The sequence below is a fragment of the Streptomyces pseudovenezuelae genome (genome assembly GCF_029892565.1).
Taxonomy (GTDB): Bacteria; Actinomycetota; Actinomycetes; order Streptomycetales; family Streptomycetaceae; genus Streptomyces; species Streptomyces pseudovenezuelae_A.
On record NZ_JARXVH010000010.1, the window covers coordinates 201,547 to 219,599 of the forward strand.

General features: G+C 70.3%; 13 protein-coding genes. 1 reads left to right on the top strand and 12 read right to left on the bottom strand.

All coding sequences use genetic code 11. The features are described from left to right. Window positions 1-50: 50 nt before the first annotated feature. The 8 genes from M2283_RS30310 to M2283_RS30345 form a co-directional block, all read right to left on the bottom strand. Window positions 51-1,772 carry an HEXXH motif domain-containing protein gene (locus M2283_RS30310; RefSeq protein WP_280879616.1) on the bottom strand — a complete coding sequence of 574 codons (1,722 nt, stop codon included), beginning with the start codon at window positions 1,770-1,772 and terminating at the stop codon, window positions 51-53. A gap of 84 nt (window positions 1,773-1,856) precedes the next feature. After that, entirely contained in the window at window positions 1,857-2,084 is a 228-nt protein-coding gene (locus M2283_RS30315) for a hypothetical protein (protein ID WP_280879617.1), read from the bottom strand. Window positions 2,085-2,283: 199 nt separating this feature from the next. After that, window positions 2,284-6,597, bottom strand: coding sequence for an FxSxx-COOH system tetratricopeptide repeat protein (gene fxsT / locus M2283_RS30320; RefSeq protein WP_280879618.1), 4,314 nt, complete (start codon window positions 6,595-6,597; stop codon window positions 2,284-2,286). Next, window positions 6,598-7,686, bottom strand: coding sequence for a MoxR family ATPase (locus M2283_RS30325; RefSeq protein WP_280879619.1), 1,089 nt, complete (start codon window positions 7,684-7,686; stop codon window positions 6,598-6,600). Further along, window positions 7,686-9,251: an effector-associated domain 2-containing protein gene (locus M2283_RS30330; RefSeq protein WP_280879620.1), complete on the bottom strand. Its 1,566-nt coding sequence runs from the start codon at window positions 9,249-9,251 to the stop codon at window positions 7,686-7,688. The genes M2283_RS30325 and M2283_RS30330 overlap by 1 nt, the downstream gene beginning before the upstream one ends. A 174-nt stretch (window positions 9,252-9,425) precedes the next feature. Next, window positions 9,426-11,987: a polynucleotide kinase-phosphatase gene (locus M2283_RS30335; RefSeq protein ID WP_280879621.1), complete on the bottom strand. Its 2,562-nt coding sequence runs from the start codon at window positions 11,985-11,987 to the stop codon at window positions 9,426-9,428. Beyond that, on the bottom strand, window positions 11,984-13,498 hold the full coding sequence (locus tag M2283_RS30340) for a 3' terminal RNA ribose 2'-O-methyltransferase Hen1 (protein ID WP_280879622.1): 1,515 nt from the start codon (window positions 13,496-13,498) through the stop codon (window positions 11,984-11,986). The genes M2283_RS30335 and M2283_RS30340 overlap by 4 nt, the downstream gene beginning before the upstream one ends. A 223-nt stretch (window positions 13,499-13,721) precedes the next feature. Further along, entirely contained in the window at window positions 13,722-14,645 is a 924-nt protein-coding gene (locus tag M2283_RS30345) for an LLM class F420-dependent oxidoreductase (protein WP_280879623.1), read from the bottom strand. A gap of 243 nt (window positions 14,646-14,888) precedes the next feature. On the opposite strand from M2283_RS30345, the gene M2283_RS30350 reads away from it, so the two are divergent. Then, complete coding sequence (locus M2283_RS30350) at window positions 14,889-15,053, top strand: hypothetical protein (protein ID WP_280879624.1); 165 nt, start codon at window positions 14,889-14,891, stop codon at window positions 15,051-15,053. Between the two features lie 105 nt (window positions 15,054-15,158). Here the strand turns inward: M2283_RS30350 and M2283_RS30355 are convergent, their stop codons facing one another. The 4 genes from M2283_RS30355 to M2283_RS30370 form a co-directional block, all read right to left on the bottom strand. Beyond that, window positions 15,159-15,629 (bottom strand): DUF6099 family protein, encoded by a 471-nt coding sequence (locus M2283_RS30355; RefSeq protein WP_280879625.1) that lies wholly within the window; start codon window positions 15,627-15,629, stop codon window positions 15,159-15,161. Window positions 15,630-15,806: 177 nt separating this feature from the next. Beyond that, window positions 15,807-16,148 (bottom strand): nucleotide pyrophosphohydrolase, encoded by a 342-nt coding sequence (locus M2283_RS30360; RefSeq protein ID WP_280879626.1) that lies wholly within the window; start codon window positions 16,146-16,148, stop codon window positions 15,807-15,809. Continuing rightward, window positions 16,145-17,416 carry an AAA family ATPase gene (locus M2283_RS30365; RefSeq protein WP_280879627.1) on the bottom strand — a complete coding sequence of 424 codons (1,272 nt, stop codon included), beginning with the start codon at window positions 17,414-17,416 and terminating at the stop codon, window positions 16,145-16,147. The genes M2283_RS30360 and M2283_RS30365 overlap by 4 nt, the downstream gene beginning before the upstream one ends. 103 nt (window positions 17,417-17,519) lie before the next feature. Beyond that, window positions 17,520-17,954, bottom strand: coding sequence for a cell division protein SepF (locus tag M2283_RS30370; RefSeq protein ID WP_280879628.1), 435 nt, complete (start codon window positions 17,952-17,954; stop codon window positions 17,520-17,522). Window positions 17,955-18,053: the final 99 nt, after the last annotated feature.

The window sequence follows — 18,053 nt, forward strand, 5'->3', positions numbered from 1 at the left end:
GTTGAGCCGAACTCAACTCGACAGAAGACAAGTTGGGGCGGCAGGAGCCGTCAGGCTCTGTGCTGTGGCTGGAGCAGTTCGGGACGGGCCAGCATGTGGCGGGACGTCCGGCCCGGGGTGAGGGCCGCGCGGGCGACGATCCAGCCCGCGAGAGCGTGCGGTTCGGCCGGATCGGCGTCCAGCGCGTCGGCGTATCGGGCGAGTGCGGTGGCCGGGTTTCCGGCAGCCAAGTGCTCGTCTGCGGTGAAGGGGGCACTCGGACGGTCGGCGAACGCATAGGTGCGTACGTCGGGCCAGGACCCTCGGTCGGGACGGAAACGGAGGCCGGCCGGATCGTTCGCCGCGACGGAGTGCGGTGCGACGTTCCGCAGTCGCCATTCGGTGCGGTGCAGCGCGGCCGCGGTACGGGCCCGGTGGAGGGCGGACCGGTCCACGGGTTCACGCAGCCAGCCGTCGAGCGTCCGGGCCAGCCCGGCGACGAGCACCCGCCCCTGGGCCGTGAGCCTGCCGCTCGCCAGCAAGGTGCGTACGACCAGTCGGCCCTGCAGCCGGCGCAGCGCGAAGTGGTACGCGGCCGTCTCGGCATGCTCCGCATCGGCCAGACGTTCCCGCCAGAAGCCGGCGACGCCGATGAACGCGTAGGCGCCGTGCAGGAGCCCCGTGAGGTGCCGTGGATCGGCGCGCCATGGAGCGTAGTAGCGCTCCTCGCGGTCGTCGTCGAGGAGCGGAAACAGATGGAGCAGCGCGGCCAGCTTGCTGTGCTGGAACTCGTGGATGAAAGCCTCGGCGAGAGCGAGTGAGGAGGAGGGGCGAGCGATCACCATGGCGCCGTAGGAGTCACCACTGGTGGCGGAGACCCGCACGTCGGGGGGTGGCGGCGGAGTGGTGCTCGTTCGCCCCCACGGGACGACGGCCCGGATCGCCGTAGGGTCGAGCCGACCCAGTCCTGATTCCTCTTCCGCCCCGGTGAGAAGTCCCGCGGCCTCTTCGAACAACGTCTGCCAGACAGCGGCCTCGTCGGCGTCCAGTCGAGCCGGCGCGATGGGCTCGTCGAGATCGCGGTACGGGTCCAGGTCGTCGAGCGGGATGTCGACGGCGCCCGATGGTCCGGAGTGGACGAGTGTGCGCAGCGGGACCCAACGCGTGCCGGTGCCGACAGCATCGGTCTCCCCGCGAGCCGGAGCCGTCGAGGGGCGGCAGGTGAGTACGGCGCCCGGCTCGGAGGGTTCCGAGCCCGCGACCGCGGGGAGCGTCAAGGTCAGCTCGCCGTCGCGCGTCTGCGCCCTGGCGACCGTCACCCCGGCTTCCGCGGCTGCGAGTTGAGCCATTCCCAGGCAGGGAAGGTGCAGCGCACCGTCGGTGAGCGGAACCAGGAGGTCCGCCTCGATGCGGGCGCGGAGTGCCGCCGTGATGGCCAGTGCCCCCAGTCGGCCGGCTTCTGCCCACAGGAGCGGGCCTTCCGAGATGCCGTGCAGGCGCCGCAGTACGTGTGTCAGCCAGCTGCCGACCTGGGGGGCCAGGATGAGCCTCTCGACCGCTTCGGGAGCCTGGCCGGCCGCGGCCTGGAGGACGCGCCAGGCTTTGGAATGCGGAGTGAGTGGTGTCGGCAGGGATTCGAGGTGCTCCTGAACGGTGCGCAACAGCAGGAGCCGCCGCACTCGTTCGCCGCGTTCGAGGAAGGCCAGGGCCTCGTACGAGCCGCCACCGGTGGCGAGTTCGGCGAGAAGGTGGTCGGGCATGCGCAACGGAGGTTGGGGCTGCTCGGTCGTCATTGCCGGAGAACCTCCGTCGTGCGTGCGATCAGGCGGGAGGAACTGTCCGCTCCTCGCGTGTGGGGCGGGGCGGCCGCACCCTCGCTATTCCGCTCTCCCCGGCTCGCCGCCGCCTCGCATACTGCTGCGCGGGCGCAGGACTTCCGCCAGGAGGCGGTCGCTGCGACCGAGTGGCGTCAGGGTGTCGAAGGCGGTGAGAGGCAGGTGGGCGAGGTCGGTCAGATCCGACTCCCAGACCCGGGCTCCGACGCTGGAAACCCCTTCACCGACGGTGGCTTGGACGTCGGGCACATGGGTCAGCGGCCGGTGCAAGGTGCCTCCCCCTTCGTTCTCATGGCGGTCTACGGGCCAACTGTGCCGGTGGGTTGCGGCGAAGCCCCGCCAGATCATTGCACAAGATTCCCTGTGTCTCTTCACGGCGCTCTGTGGCGCCGAAGCACGCCTTGGCGCCCAGGTCGGGGCCCGTCGATGCAGGGCTCAAGACGGCAGCCGGAGGCCACCGTTGGTCCCGTCACAGCGGCATGGGCGCCATGTCGCACTGAATCCGTCGGCGCAGCCGTGCCGCCTGGAGCCACGGGTGATCCCCACGCACCACCCGCGTGAATCCCTCCACCGCCCTGCGCTCCATCTCGTCCGCGTCGGCACCACGGCCCAGCCCGCGCAGGTCCAGGGCCAGGTTCGCGATGCAGGACAAGGTCAGTGGGTGGTCTTCGCCCGCGACCTGGGTGAGCAGCGGAAGATTGGCACGGTCCATCTCGTGGGCCTGTCCGAAGTCGAGGCGTGCGTACGCCGCGTTGGCCCTGCCCAGGTCGACTGTCAGCGTGGTCACATGGTGGGGACCGACCACCTCGGCAAGTCTGCGAGCCGCGTCGTCCTCCAATTGCTGGGCGGCGTCGAGGTCGCCGAGGTCCTGCAGCGTGGCGGCAAGATTCGCCTTGGCAAGCAAGGTGTGCCCGTGGTTCTCACCGAATCGTCGGGTGAGGCGCCGTATCGTGTCCTCACCAAGCCATCGCGAACCCTCGAGATCACCGGCGACGCGGCGATCCACGGTGACATTGATAGCGGTCGACATCGTGTCGGTGTGATCAGGGCCGTAGGCGGTCACCAGATGGCGCAGAACCTGCTCGGCGAGCTTGGCGGCATCGGCGATCGCTCCGTCACGGCGCCGGCACACGGCGAGATTGCCTGCGATGCGGAGCGTGAGGGGGTTGTCCTCGCCGAGCGAGGCATGCGCCTGGCGGTAGACGTCCTCCAGAAAGACACGGGCGGCGGGGTAGTCGCCGCTCTCTCGCATGTCGATCGCAACGCCATTGAGGGTGTTGAGCGTCAGCGAGCTGGCCGGGCCGAACAGTTCCTCGCGCAGCCGTGCTGTCTCCTGGTTCATAGGCAGCGCCTCACGGAACTGACCGCACAGCCGCAGGTCGACCCCCCAACTGTGCGCTGCCCGCAGCGTGACCTGGTCATAGAGTCCGACCTCGGTACGGGCCCATTCGGTGGCTTCCTTCCCCAGATCTCGCGCTTCCGCGAACCTGCCCTGGTAGCGCCGCGCGTCGGCCAGCTCGATCATGGAGTCGATGAGATCCTCCGGGTCGACGTCCACCCGGCGCGAGACCTCCAGCGCCGTCTCGTTGAGCGGGATGGACTGACCGGCCTCGCCGACGACGCGCAGCAGGAACGCCAGGATCTTCGAAATACGGATGACGTGGATGTTCTCCTCGCCCGACGCGTCGAGCCATGCGGAGTAGGCCTGCCTGGCGAAATCGACAGCGCTTTGGTGATCGCCCCAGTAGTAGAGAAACAGCACGGTGTCGTAGACCAGGTCGCGTACATACGTGTCCGTACTCGTCGCCGTCTGCGAGCTGAATGCGTGCGGCAACAGGGCCTGGTAGGCGGGCCATTCCTGAGAGGAGGCGTAGTGGCCGGGTTTGGCCGCCGACAGGAGCTGGTGGGCCGCGTTCCGCATGCGCTCACGTTCCTCGGGACCCAGTTTGGCGAGGAGCACGTTCTGCAGCAGTCGGTGCATTTGCAGCGTGTCGAACCGAAGGTCCAGCTTCACCAGCGAGAACCGGGTCAAGTCACGGATGGCCCGACTCAGTTTGATCGACTCTCGCAGAATGGGGTCGACCTCGGGTGTGATGTCGATGCCGCGGCCCTTGCGCAGCATGGCCAGTGGGACCGGCTCGGGAGCCATGCAGGCGCAGATGTCGAGGAGCTCTCGGGCTCCCGGGCTGTTCTCCTTGATCCGCTCCAGCGAGATGTCCCACGCCGCCGCGACCGAAACCGGATAGTCGGGGGCCGGGTCGAGATGCAGGATTTCGGGGCTGCGCCTATTCAGCAGTTCGAGGTAGTCGTCGACCAGCATCCCCGTGACCGCACGCCAGGCCCCCGCCTGCTCCACGGCGAGCGGTAGGTCCCCCAGGGCCGAGGCGAGCCGGTCGGCATCGACTTCGGACAGGTCCGGGGAGCGCTTCTGGAGCAGTTCGATCGATTCCTCGCGCTCGAACACGTTCACCGGCAGCGGGGTTGCCACGCGCTCCCATTCGCGGTTGCGGGACGTAACGATGATCTTCCCAGGACCGTTTGCAGGGAAGTAGCTGCGCACGGCCTCGACGTCCTCGGCGTTGTCGAAGATCAGCAGCCAGTTGTCGTACGGCACTCCCGTGCGCAACGCCTCCAGGACCGCCGGCACAGCCGTGTTGGCCGCGGGAGCACCGCCGCCGTCCTGCCCCGCGAGGGGGAGCCGCAACCGCGCGGCCAGACCGGCGAGCGCGGTCAGGATGAGACTTTCCCGTTCGGCGGGGATCCAGCAGATCACCTTGTAGTCGAGCTGGTGCCGATACACGTACTCGAGCGCCAGTTGGGACTTCCCCACGCCCCCCATTCCGTGCAACGCGTGCGGCAGCACGGCCGCGGTGTCCTGCCCCGCGAGCTGTTCCTCGACTGCCTGCAGCAGAGCTGCGCGGCCCACGAACGACGTGTTCCTCAGCGGAACGTTCACCAGGAGGGCGGGCCCTCCCGTCGAGTTCATCTCCATGCCTGGCCGTGCCTCCGTGAGGTTCCCAGTCCGGTCGGGACGCGGTCCTTGCTCGTCTTCGAGTGATGTCCCCGTCGTCGGTTGATCACCCTGAAGTCCCTCCAGCGCCGACGGGGTTCCGTCAACAGCCGGGTTGCTCTCCTCTATCCGACGGGCCCGCTCGGAGTACGGCCCCGAAAGCGCGCGCATGACGGCGAGTTCGGAGTGGTGCCAGCCGCGAGCACTCGGATCGGGCAGGGTGGCTCCCGCCGGATCGCGCAAGGCGGCACGGAGTGCTACACCGCGTGCGCCGGCGGCAGGCAGCTCGCCCAGAATGCTGACTATGGCGGCCAGTTGAGAGCGGGTGGTCGTGGCAAGAAGAGCCTCGCGCACTCCTTCGGCGAATTCGGGTTCCGTACCGAAGCCACCCCAGTCGATCAGTCCGCCCATCAGGATCTCGGCCAGATGATCAGGTCCGCTCTCCGGCATCGTCCGCTTGCGGAGCTCGTCGATGAGGTCGAACTCGAAGGGAACGGCAGCCAGTTGGGTGGCAAGCCGACGGGCCGTGGGCGTGGCCAGGGTGAAGAAGCGCCTTACCGCCGCGGCAGCGGCACGGGGATGACGGGGTGCGCGCAAGCCGGGTGCCGGTGCTCCCTTCTCCAGCGTTCCGGCCAGCACCATGGGCAACTCACGGCCTACCCCCGGCTCTCCGGTGACCAGTTCGGCCCAGGCTCCGATGGACCCCGGTTTCAAGGAGAGCACCGGGACCGGCACGGTGGTGTCCCGAGCCTCCGGCAGAGGACGCATGGGGTCGGATCCGCCCCATGGCAGCCGTACGCCGAGGCGTCGGTTGGGCGCCCCGAAACCTCCGGCTTCCAGCATCACGTGGTACGGATAGAGGGACGACCGATGCCGCGCATAGGGCGCCAACAGATGCAGGACGGCCGTCGGACCGGCCCGGCCGAGGCACTCGAGCAACTGGTCGGCGGCGGGTCCGGCCCACCCGTGCCCCAGCCCGTCGGTGACGACCAGGAAGACCCGGTCTCCCCTCCCGCTGAGGATCTCCCCCAGATCGGCCGTGATGCGTTCCGCGCCCCACCGCAGTGTCGGCTGTCCGATACGAGGCACGTCCAGCCCGACGATGCGTACGGCCCGGAAAGCGCCGCTGTGTTCTGCGGCGAGGGACAGACTGGCCGTGGACTCACGCCAGACCGCCATGGTGGGAGCATGGTCGACCAGGAGAACGAGATCGAACGCCGTCGAGGTGGCCGGCTGGAACCACGGCATCCACAGCCCGTCCGAAACTCCCCGCTCGGCCGTGGCCTCTTCGTCCAGTTGCACGGCGGTGTGCGACGGCACACGGCGCGCCAGTCGGTGCAGTGCACGGGCCAGCAGTGCGGATTGACGCCCCGACCCCGGCGCGCTGTCGGGGCGTGTCAGGACGGGCCGCCCCAGATGTACCTGGTCGGGACCCTCCGGGTCGGGCGCGGGTAACGGCCGAGAGACCGGGAAGCTCTCGTCGTTCGACTGTTCGGGGCGTTCTCCGAGCGGTGGAGTGGGTGCTGACGATGGTGTCCCGCCGCTGGGCTCGCTCTCCTGGGTGTCCTCCACCGCAGCCGGCGGGGTGTGCCGTCCTGTCCGGTGCCAGTACGCGCTCAGCCAGACTGCGTCCGCCAGCTCCTGCCAGTGGGGAGCGGATTCGGAACGGTCCGGGAGAGGGGCTGACGCCCCTCCCGGCTCATACGCAGGATCCCCTGGCCCCGCACCGAATTCGTCGGGTCCAGGTGCCCGCTCCCGGGGTAAGCCGGTCATTCAGCGGCCCTTCGCGAGGTCGCGGAGCAGCATTTCAACGAGCTTACGCCCGTCGGCGTCGGCTTGGAAACCACCCGCAGTAGTCAACTGCACTGCGTTCAGCAACTGGTCGAGCGAGTGGGTGCCCCCACTCCGTACACGGCGGATGTACTCGTCCACCAGGCGCTCCGCCCCCTCCGGGCGCGCCCTCAAGTGGCTCTCCACGATGGCCAGTAGCTGCTCTCGGGTGGGCGGTCGCATCTCCAGTGGTAGGCAGCGTCGGCGGAACGCCGCCGGGAACTCCCGCTCCCCGTTGCTGGTGATCACCACGACAGGGAACTCCTGGCACTCCACCCGGCCCTCACGCACCACCGCGTGCCCGCCGGGGTCGCTGGTGTGGACACGGGCCGACTCGGCCGCGTCACGCACCAGTTCGGGGATCTCGTAGCTTCCGTTCTCCAGGACGTGCAACAGGTCGTTGGGCAGGTCGATGTCGCTCTTGTCCAACTCGTCGATGAGCAGGACGCGGGGACGGCCGTAGGGCAGCAGGGCAGTCCCCAGAGCGCCGAGCGAGATGAACTCCCCCAGTGTGGGCGTCGGTTGACGGTCAGGCGGGAGGACGCTCTGCATGTCGTCGACCGCCTCTTCTCCGGGCTCCTCGCCGACCGCTTCCCTCAGTCCCGCTCGCCAGGCGGCGATGGCCTGTGCCCGTCCCAGGGCGTCGTACGTGTGGAGTCCGTCGCGCAGCGTGGTGCGGCTGACGATGTTCCATTCGAGGACACGCCCAAGGCCGAGTTCGCGTCCGATGAGGAAGGCGAGGGTGGACTTCCCGATGCCGGGCGGCCCGGTGATCAGCAGCGGCCGGCGCAGCAGAAGCGCCGCGTTGATGATGTCGCTCTCCTCGGCGCCGAGTTGCCGTATCACGTCGCCGGGCCCCAGACGGCGCAGTGCGGCTTCCTCGTCGTCGGGCGGCGCCGGTAGAGGCGGTCCGCCGCGGAACCTGCGCCAGGGCGGTGGCTCCGGCATCTCCGGCGGCATGCCGTCGGGGGCGCGTCCGGTGGCATGGAAGACGTGCCATTCCTGCCGCCCCTGTGCCTCTGGCACGCTCATCACGGACTCTCCTCGCTGTCTGTGCTCTCGGCGCTCTTACCGCTCACGGCGACGTCGTCCACGACGACCTGGATGTCCACCAGCCGATACGGGTCGTCCCAGAAGAACGCGATATGGCGGCCCAGCAGAAGCAGTCCGGCGACATCGAGCTCGGCCGTACGGCGCAAACGGTGAATCGCAATGGGTATCTGGGCACACGCCGGTACCGCGGCGAACACTGCCGTGACCACCTCGCGCCGCTCCTCCAGGAACTCGCCGCGCCGATCCCAGACGGCGAGGCCGACCCCTTCCGCGATGGCCGCTTTGAGCGCATCCGTCGCGGCGCCGCCGTCAGGGGCGTCGATCACCACAGCCGTACGGCTCGGCTCGGCAGCCAGGGAGGCCAGCCACTCGTCGAGACGGTCGGCGTCACGTGCCTGCCAGCCGTGCACGCCGACGCCCTGGCTCTGCAGGGTGTTCCAGCGCTCCAGCCACTGCGTCCGGACCAGGGCGTCGTCCGTGCGCATCCGTTCCAGACTGCGCAGATGCACCCCGTACTTCAGTGCCAGCGGCAAGGGCTTGCCGTCACCGGACCGCAGCTTCAACCCGGCCACATCGTGGTTGAGGAGGTCATAGGGGAGCACGAACTCGACGTAGGGAGGCGATTGCGGAACGCCCAACGGGACTTGCTCCTGCCGCCTGGGCGAGAGGCGGATCACCTGGCGCAGGGCGCGCTCGACCGCCGGGCCGAGCCCGTCGAGGCCGGTCGTCTCGGGTTCGGCGGGTTGCGGGTGCCAACGCCCGGGAACGGTGTTCAGCCACGGACGGACGACGATGTCTCCGGAGCCGTCGCGTGCCGGGTCGACGGCGACGACCAGGCACCTGGGAATCGACGCGTCCGTTGTCACAACGGACCGTTCGGACCTGCGTTGCTCGAGTTCCGCGAGCAGGCCGGCGCGGTCGGCCCAACGGTGGGCCCAGGCGGAGAAGGAGAGCCTGCGTCCCGGGGTCCTGGACTGCTGTGCCGCGTGCTCCATCAGCAGGACGGCGGGAGGCAACCCGTCGGGCTGGACGTTCAACTCCAGCACAAAGCTGAAGAGTTGGATCACAGACAGGTGTAAAGGGAGGTCGAGATGCAGCTCACCAGCGAGCCCGTCCCGCAGCCCGATCTCGGACAGCCTCGTCTCGGCATCGTCCAGAAGTGCGAGGGCGGAACCGACGTCCTCCTCGGTGAGTGGGCCGAACAGTGGCGAGGCGATGCCGGTGGACGCGGCAGGGGATGTGAGCAACTGCTCGAATCGGTCGGCGACCGAAGCTCCCTCGAAGACGCGGACGACATCGATCAGGATGCGCTCCCCCGCCATGACGCTGAGCGCCGCCCGAGCCATGGCGATGACGTCCTCGCGCTGTTTGACACCGCGGAGGTCGACACGCAGGTTCAACTGCTCGGAAAGCAACGTCGCAAAGTATGTGCGACCGGCTTGGTCCTCCAGGCAACCGAGCCCGCACAGGGCCTCGGTCAGACGGAACAGCAGGTCCCTGCCCGGTGCGCGCCCGAACTCACTTAATCCCGCCGCCGTTTCCACCGACCTTCCCCCATGAGCCGGTTCACCTGACTGACCAGCGAAGCTAGCACGCCGACTTCGGCTGAACCAGGTGAAGTTCACAAGAGCGCACCGGGCCGGTATGCCTACGGCTGGGTGGCCCGGCCGGAACCGGCCCGGCCACCCTGGGCAACGGCTGTGGAGCCGTCCGCCTGTTCACAGCCGAGGATCCACCGCCTCCGACTCCAACGCCAGCACCCCGAACACCGCCTCGTGCACCCGCCACAGCGGCTCCCCCTCCGCCAGTCGGTCCAGGGCCTCCAGGCCCAGGGCGTACTCGCGGATCGCAAGGGAGCGCTTGTGGTTGAGGAAGCGGCGGCGCAGACGGGTGAGGTTGTCGGGGCGGGTGTACTCCGGGCCGTAGATGATCCGGAGGTACTCCCGGCCCCGGCACTTGATGCCGGGCTGGACCAGGCGGCCCTCCGCGGTGCGCGTCAGCGCGTCGAGGGGCTTGACGACCATGCCCTCGCCGCCGCGGCCGGTCATCTCCAGCCACCAGTCGACGCCGGCCCGGACCGATTCCGGGTCGGCGGTGTCGACGTAGAGGCGGCGGGTCGTCTGGAGCAGGCCGCTGCCGTCGTGCTCCACCAGGCGGTCCAGCAGAGCGAGTTGCTGGTCGTGCGGCAGGGCGGCGAGGCTGCGGCCCTGGACGGCGAGGACCTGGAAGGGTGCCAGGCGTACGCCGTCCAGGCCGTCCGTCTGCCAGCAGTAGCGGCGGTACGCCTCCGTGAACGCGGCCGCGTCGGCGGACCGTTCGCGGTGGCGGGACAGGAGGTCGGTCACCTCCACACCCCGTGCCGCCGCGCCCTCCAGTGCGGCGAGCGCACCCGGGAACACCGCGCCGGACGCGGCGCCGACGGCCGCGTACTGCGAGCGCAGCAGACCGGACGCCTTCAGCGACCACGGCATCAGTTCGGCGTCCAACAGGAGCCAGTCCGTGGCGAGTTCGTCCCACAGGCCGGCCTCGGTGGCGGCCGTGCGGAGGCGGTTCAGGATGTCGTCCGTCACCGACTGGTCGTCGAAGAAGGGGCGGCCCGTGCGGGTGTAGAGGGAACCCGTGGGGCCGTCCACGCCGAAGCGCTTGGCGGCCGCCTCCGCGTCCCGGCAGACCAGTGCCACCGCCCGCGAGCCCATGTGCTTCTCCTCGCACACGACCCGCGCGACACCGTCCTGTGCGAACTGCGCGAACGCCTCCGCCGGGTGCTCCAAGAAGCCCTCGATCTGCGAGGTCGCCGTCGGGGCCATGGTCGGCGGGAGGTACGGGAGCAGACGCGGGTCGACCGCGAAGCGGCTCATGACCTCCAGGGCCGCCGCCGCGTTCTCCTCGCGGACCGCCACCCGGCCGGCGTGCCGGGTCTCCACCGCCCGTCGGCCGTGCACGTCCGCCAGGTCCAGCGGACGGCCGTCGTGTCCGCCGGGTGCCTCCGTGCGCAGCGGGCGGGCCGGCTCGTACCAGACCCGCTCGGCCGGTACGTCGACCAGTTCCCGCTCCGGCCAGCGCAGCGCGGTGAGCTTGCCGCCGAAGACGGCACCGGTGTCCAGGCAGATGGTGTTGTTGAGCCAGGTCGCCTCCGGGACGGGTGTGTGGCCGTAGACGACCGCCGCCCTGCCCCGGTAGTCCTCGGCCCACGGGTAGCGCACCGGCAGCCCGAACTCGTCGGTCTCGCCGGTCGTGTCGCCGTACAGGGCGTGCGAGCGGACCCGGCCGGAGGTGCGGCCGTGGTACTTCTCGGGCAGGCCTGCGTGGCAGACGACCAGCTTCCCTCCGTCGAGGACGTAGTGGCTGACCAGCCCGTCGATGAACTCCCTTACCTGCGCGACGAATTCGTCGCTCTCGCCGGCCATCTGCTCGACGGTCTCGGCGAGGCCGTGGGTGTGCTGGACCTTGCGGCCCTTGAGGTGGCGGCCGTACTTGTTCTCGTGGTTGCCGGGGACGCACAGGGCGTCGCCCGAGCCGACCATGGACATCACGCGGCGCAGCACGCCGGGCGAGTCCGGGCCGCGGTCGACCAGGTCGCCGACGAAGACGGCGGTACGGCCGTCCGGGTGCGTCCCGTCCACGTAGCCCAACTTGCCCAGCAGCGACTCCAGTTCGGCGGCGCAGCCGTGGATGTCGCCGATGATGTCGAAGGGGCCGGTGAGGTGGGTCAAGTCGTTGAAGCGCTTCTCGGTGACGACCGTCGCGCCCTCGATGTCCTCGACGCCCCGCAGGACGTGCACCTTGCGGAAGCCCTCGCGCTCCAAGTGGCGTACGGAGCGGCGCAGTTCGCGGATGTGACGCTGGATGACCCGGCGCGGCATGTCGGCCCGGTCGGTACGGCCCGCGTTGCGCTCGGCGCACACCTCCTCCGGCACGTCCAGCACGATGGCGATGGGCAGCACGTCGTACTGCCTGGCCAGGTCGATCAACTGCCGCCTGGAGTCCTGCTGCACGCTGGTCGCGTCCACGACCGTGCGACGGCCGGCGGCCAGGCGCTTGCCCGCGATGTAGTGCAGGACGTCGAAGGCGTCCTTGGTCGCGCCCTGGTCGTTCTCGTCGTCGGAGACCAGGCCGCGGCAGAAGTCGGAGGAGATGACCTCGGTCGGCTTGAAGTGCCGGTGGGCGAAGGTGGACTTGCCGGAGCCGGAGGCGCCGACCAGGACGACGAGGGAGAGGTCGGTGACGGGGAGGACCCGGCCCCGCCTCTGGGACACCTGGGTGTCGGTTGTCTCGGTCATGCCGCCTTCGCCTCCTTCTCGCTCTTGTCGCTCTTGTCGTTCTTCACACTCTTGTCGTTCTTCTCGTTCGCGTTCTCGGCCTTGAACACGGCCATCTGCGTGGGCGGTCCCACCTCGGGGTCGTCCGGTCCGACGGGTACGAACTCCACGCCGTAGCCGTGCCGTTCGGCGACCGCGCCCGCCCAGGTGCGGAACTCCTCACGCGTCCACTCGAAGCGGTGGTCGCCGTGCCGGACGTGGCCGGCCGGCAGGGACTCCCAGCGCACGTTGTACTCGACGTTCGGGGTGGTCACCAGGACCGTGCGCGGGCGCGCCGCGCCGAACACCGCGTACTCCAGGGCCGGTAGCCGGGGCAGGTCGAGGTGCTCGATCACCTCGCTGAGCACGGCGGCGTCGTACCCCTTGAGCCGGTTGTCGGTGTACGCGAGCGAGCCCTGGAACAGCTTGACGCGCGAGGCCTGCCGCTCCCCCATGCGGTCCAGCTTGAGCCGCCGGGAGGCGATGGTCAGGGCGCGCATCGACACATCGACGCCGACGATCTCGGTGAACCGCACGTCCTTCAGCAGCGCCTGCACCAACTGGCCCTGTCCGCACCCGAGATCGAGCACGCGGGCCGCGCCGGACGTCTGCAGCGCGGCGACGATCGCGTCCCTGCGCTGCACGGCGAGCGGCGTCGGCTTCTCCTCCGTCTCGGTCTCCGCCTCGACGGCGTTGTCGATGGCCTCGACCTCGCTGTCGTCGGCCTCGGCCAGCCGCACCAGCTCAAGACGCTCCATCGCCTCGCGGGTCAGCGACCAGCGGCGCGAGAGGTAGCGGCCGACGATCAGCTTCTGCTCCGGGTGCTCCGGCAGCCAGCCCTCACCGACCCGCAGCAGCTTGTCGACCTCGTCGGGGGCGACCCAGTAGTGCTTGGCGTCGTCGAGCACCGGAAGCAGCACGTAGAGGTGGCGCAGGGCCGCGCCGAGGGTCAGCGCCTCGGACTCCAGGACCAGCCGCACATACCGCGAGTCGCCCCACTCCGGGAACTCCGTGTCCAGGGCGATCGGTTCGACGGTGACCGTCCAGCCGAGCGGCTCGAACAGACGCCGTACCAGGTCCGGGCCGCCGCGGGCGGGCAGCGCGGGCACCTCGACGCGCAACGGCCGTGCCTGCGACGGGAGTTCCGGGCGGGCCTGGCAGGCGCCCTTCATCGCGCTGGAGAAGACGCTGCTCAGCGCCACCGCGAGCAGCGAAGAGGCCGCGTACGGGCGGTCGTTGACGTACTGCGCGAGCGCCGCGTCGGGCGCCCCGCCGCGCCCCTTGCCCTTCCCTCGCCGCACCAACGCCACCGCGTCGACCTCCAACAGCAGCGCCGCCGTGCAGCGTTCGGCATCGGCCTCGGGGTAGAGGACGTGCGCCGTGCCGTAGGAGGTGGAGAACGCCTGCGCCTTGTCGGGATGCTTGTGCAGCAAGTAACCGAGGTCGGTGGCAGGGCGGTCTGGAGTGCCGGTGGTGGTGATCGTCAGGAACATGCGGTGGGCCTCTCCGGCCGGGTGGACGGGGGATGGGATGGGAGGACGGGGATGGGTGGATGACGGATGGGTGACTGGTGCGGTGCCGTGCGCGCGAAGGCCCCCAGGGGGTGATCCTGGGGGCCTTCAGGACGACCGTCTCACCTTGGCACACGGCACCGACCGGCGCCTTTGTTTATTGCGGCCGTCCGGTGCCGCTGTCTGTCGCCGCGCCCGATCGTCGCTACGACAGTTGCGACTGCACCTGGGCGGAGATCAGCTCCAGGTGGTCCAGGTCGGAGAGGTCGAGGATCTGGAGGTAGACGCGCTGGGAGCCGATCTCGGCGAACCTGCCGATCCGGTCGACGACCTCGGCCGGGGAGCCGGCCAGGCCGTTGGCCTTGAGGTCGTCGACCTCGCGGCCGATGGCGGCGGCGCGGCGGGCGACCTCCTGGTCGTCCTTGCCGACGCAGACGACCAGCGCGTTGGAGTAGGTGAGGGCGTCGGCGGGGCGGCCGGCCTCCGCGACGGCGGCACGCACCCGGCCGAACTGGCGCTCGCTGTCCTCGACGGAGGCGAAGGGGATGTTGAACTCGTCGGCGTACCGTGCGGCCAGGCGCGGGGTGCGAACGGCACCGTGGCCGCCGATCAGGACCGGGATCCTCTGCTGCGCGGGCTTGGGCAGCGCGGGCGAGTCCTTGAGGTCGTAGTAGGTGCCGTGGAAGTCGAAGGTGTCGCCCGGCTTGGTCTCCCACAGGCCGGTGACGATGGCCAGCTGCTCCTCCAGTCGGGCGAACTTCTCCTTCGGGAAGGGGATGCCGTACGCCGTGTGCTCCTCCTCGAACCAGCCCGCGCCCAGGCCGAGTTCGACCCGGCCGCCGGACATCTGGTCGACCTGGGCGACCTGGATGGCGAGCACGCCCGGCAGCCGGAAGGTGCCGGCGGTCATCAGCGTGCCGAGGCGGATCCGCTTGGTCTCGCGGGCCAGGCCGGCGAGGGTGATCCAGGCGTCGGTGGGGCCGGGGAGGCCGTCCGTCGAGCCCATGCGGAGGTAGTGGTCCGAGCGGAAGAATGCGTCGAATCCGAGGTCCTCGGTGGCCTTCGCCACGGCGAGCAACGTGTCGTAGGTGGCGCCCTGCTGGGGCTCTGTGAAGATGCGAAGATCCATGCGTCCATCCTGCACGCTCCGGTGCCGGTCAACCCCACCGGTCCCCCTGGGCACGGCCGTCCCCGGTCGGGTGAAATTGCGTCAACGCCGTGCACGCGGGGTGCTCGTGCCAGTGACCCGGCCCGACAGTGATCGTTGGCCGGAGCGGAGCCGGGCCGACCGGCACCCGCACCGGTCGGTCGTCGTCACCGGTGCGTCACCCGCATCGGCCTCCCCGGGGGCCGGCAGGCCTAGGAGGCCGTCATGTCCGAAGAATCCGTGCCGCAGCAGGGCGGGGGCACCGGCCAGCCCAAGGGGTTGCTGCAGCAGATGGAGGAGCTCATGGCGGCGCTGAACGCGGACCTGTCGGCACTGGACGCGGACCTGCAGTCGGCGGGCCGAGTCGGCGACGAGCCCGAGGCCGGCTGAGCGGATCACCTTCAGGCCGGCTCGGCGTCGCGCTCTTCCCATCCGGCCGGCCTTGAAGCCCACCGCAACCTGGTACCGACCACCAACCACCAACCACCCGAGAAGCTAGCCCGCCTCCTTCTCCGTCAACCGCTGGTCCACATCCGTGAGCTTGCGCAGCATCTCCCGGACCCGGTCCCTGGACTCGTCCGCCGCGTCGATGGCCTCCATGCACTGCCAGTAGGTGCCCTCGTCGTCCGCGGCGCAGGCGAGGCCCACGAGGGCGATGCCCACCTCGCCGAGGAGGCCGCCGAGGTAGCTCAGCGTCTGGCGGGCGTCGCCCAGTTCGGTGAGTTGGGCCGCGCGTAAGTCCTCGATGGCGAGCTGCGGCGCGTCCAGGACGCCGCAGCCCCGGCCCGCCAGCTCCGTCAATCCAAGCGCCTCGCCCCGCAGTTCGGGCGGACCGTGGACCGCGAGGCGACTGCCTATCGCCTGCGCCAGGGCCTGCGCCTGCCACACCTCCGTCAAGGTCTCCGGCGTACCGCCGGTTCCCGCCAGGGCACGTCTGCTCGTCACGATGAGCCGCACCGCGTCCATGCGCTGTCCCCGTCTGCCACGACGCGCTGTCCGCACGTCCACTCGAACCCCGCTGTCCACTACCCAGCGTGAGCGCGTGTCGGGCGAAAAGCCAGAGGAAGACGGAAATCTGTGGACAACAAATCGATTTCGAGCGGGATTTCGACTGCGGAGAGTGAAAACGGATCGAACGGCTCCTTACGGGGCCGGGAACCTCCGCTCGTTGCGGTCGATTTTCGCGTCCAGCGCCGCCAGCGGATCGACGCCGAGCACCTCGCACAGCTGGAGCAGATACGCGAGGACGTCGGCGACCTCGTCGGTGACGCGGTGGGCCGTGCCGGGGTCGTCCATCACGCGGGTCGACTCCTCCGGCGTCAACCACTGGAAGATCTCGACCAGTTCGGAGGCCTCCACGCTGAGGGCCGCGACGAGGTTCTTGGGGGTGTGGTACGGCTGCCAGTCGCGGGCGGCGGCGAAGTCGGCCAGCCTGCGCTGCAGTTTCGGCACGTCGAGGGGCCCGGTGTCGAGTGGTTCTGTCACGGCTCCAGGTGTACCACTGTGGCACCCGGCGTCCCCTCGGCCCAGGACGCGTCGCTCACCGCGGCGACGAAACGGATGTGGCCGCGGGCGGCCATCCGCGTGGCCAGCCGCAGCAGTTCGCGCCGCTGGCCGGGGTCCAGGCAGTGGTCGAACCCGTCCGCGAGCACGGTGAGCGCCTGCATCGCCGCGGGCACCTCACCGGCCGCGTCCACCTCCAGCACCCCGGGCCCGGTCAGCAGAACCAGCGCGAGGGCGACGTATCTCAACTCACCGTCCCCGAGCCGGCGCAGGGCCGTGCGGTGTCCGTCGCCCCGGTCGAGCAGCGCCCGGACCATGCCGTCGGTGAGCGGTTCGGCGAGTACGTCCGTCACGGCGCCGGCGCATCCGGCGCGCACCGCGGCGACGAGCTGCGCGTGCCGTCGGCCGCACTCCGCCTGGGTGCGCCACAGGACGTCGGCGAGGTTGTCGCAGCCGCCGAGCAGTCGGCCGGAGCCGGTCGGCACGGGGTTGCGCATCCGGCCGGGGATCGGGGCGCAGGCGAAGACGGAGCGCAGGGCGACCACCATCTGCTCGGCGGCGGCCAGCACGCGGCGCTGGCCGTCGGTCTTGCCGGCCACGCGGAGCGGCAGCAGCGCGGTACCGAGCCGGTCGTCGGGCAGCGGGGCCCTGGTCACGGGGGACGAGCCCGCCGTGTGCCAGGCCGCCTGCACGAACGGGCGTGACGGGTCGCGCAGCGCGGTCTCCAGCAGCACGAGCCCGCCGGCCGTCAACCGCTCCCCCACGATGCGCAGTTCGGGCTCGGCCTGCACGGCGACGTCGAGCCGGACCGGCCCCTGCGGCCCGTCGGCGGTGCACCCGATCCGAAAGCCCCGGCGCCGCTGGGCGTCGGGCCGGGCCCGCTCGGGCACACAGTCCCCGGCATCGGGGAACACCTCCTCGACCGCACCGCCCCCGCCGAGTCGCGCCAAGGCCTCGTACGCCCGCAGGGCTGTCGTCTTACCGGCCCCGCTGGGCCCCGCGAACAACGTGACGGGCCCGAGGGTGAGCCCGGCCTGCCGATGCCCGGCGAACGCGGAGAGCCGGAGCTCGGTGACGCAGGGGCGGACGGGATGCGCCCTGCCGTTCGGCGAGGCGGGCGGTTCGGCGCCTCGTAAGGGATGGCTCTCGCCGGTGGACAGCCCGCCGAGCTGGGGTGGGGCGGTGTCGCTCGGGCGGTCGGTGGGCGGAGGCGCTGCGTCCGGTTCGGGGCGCGCGGAAGGCACGGTCATGACCGGACCGTAGGGCTCCGCCTGAAGGCGAACCGTTCCGCCCGGGAGACCTTCCTACGATCGAGGGACCGAGTGCCGGACGACAGGTTGCCGGCGGACCGGCTCAGGTGCCCGCGGTTCCCGTATCCTCGATCAGGTCCGTGACCTCGGTGTCCGCCGGTGTCAGCAGGAACACGTTGCGGTCGACGCGGTGCATGCCGCTGGCGCGGCCGAAGACGACGCCGGTGCTGAAGTCGAGGACGCGCTTGGCGACGTCGGTCTCCGCGCCGCTCAGGTCGAGCAGGACCGGGATGCCTGCCATGAGGGTCTCGGCGACCTCGCGGGCGTCGGCGAAGATGTTGACCCGCAGGACGACGAAGCGGCGGCGCGTCTCCGTCTCCGCGTCGGGCAGCGCGCGGTGGTCCACGGCCGACGGCCAGGCGTCCCGGCCACGCAGTGGCACGACCTGGGCGAGCCCTTCCCACTGTTCATCGGTGACGTCGTGGCTGTTCACCGGCTCCCCCCGAACTGACTCGTCCTCAACTGCTGCACCAGCCATTCTTACGCCATGTCACCCGTTCGGCCTAACAGCGACACGGTCCGCGACCCCTCGGAAGGACCGTAGAGAGGCCACGGAGGAACCCCTTACCGGCCTCAC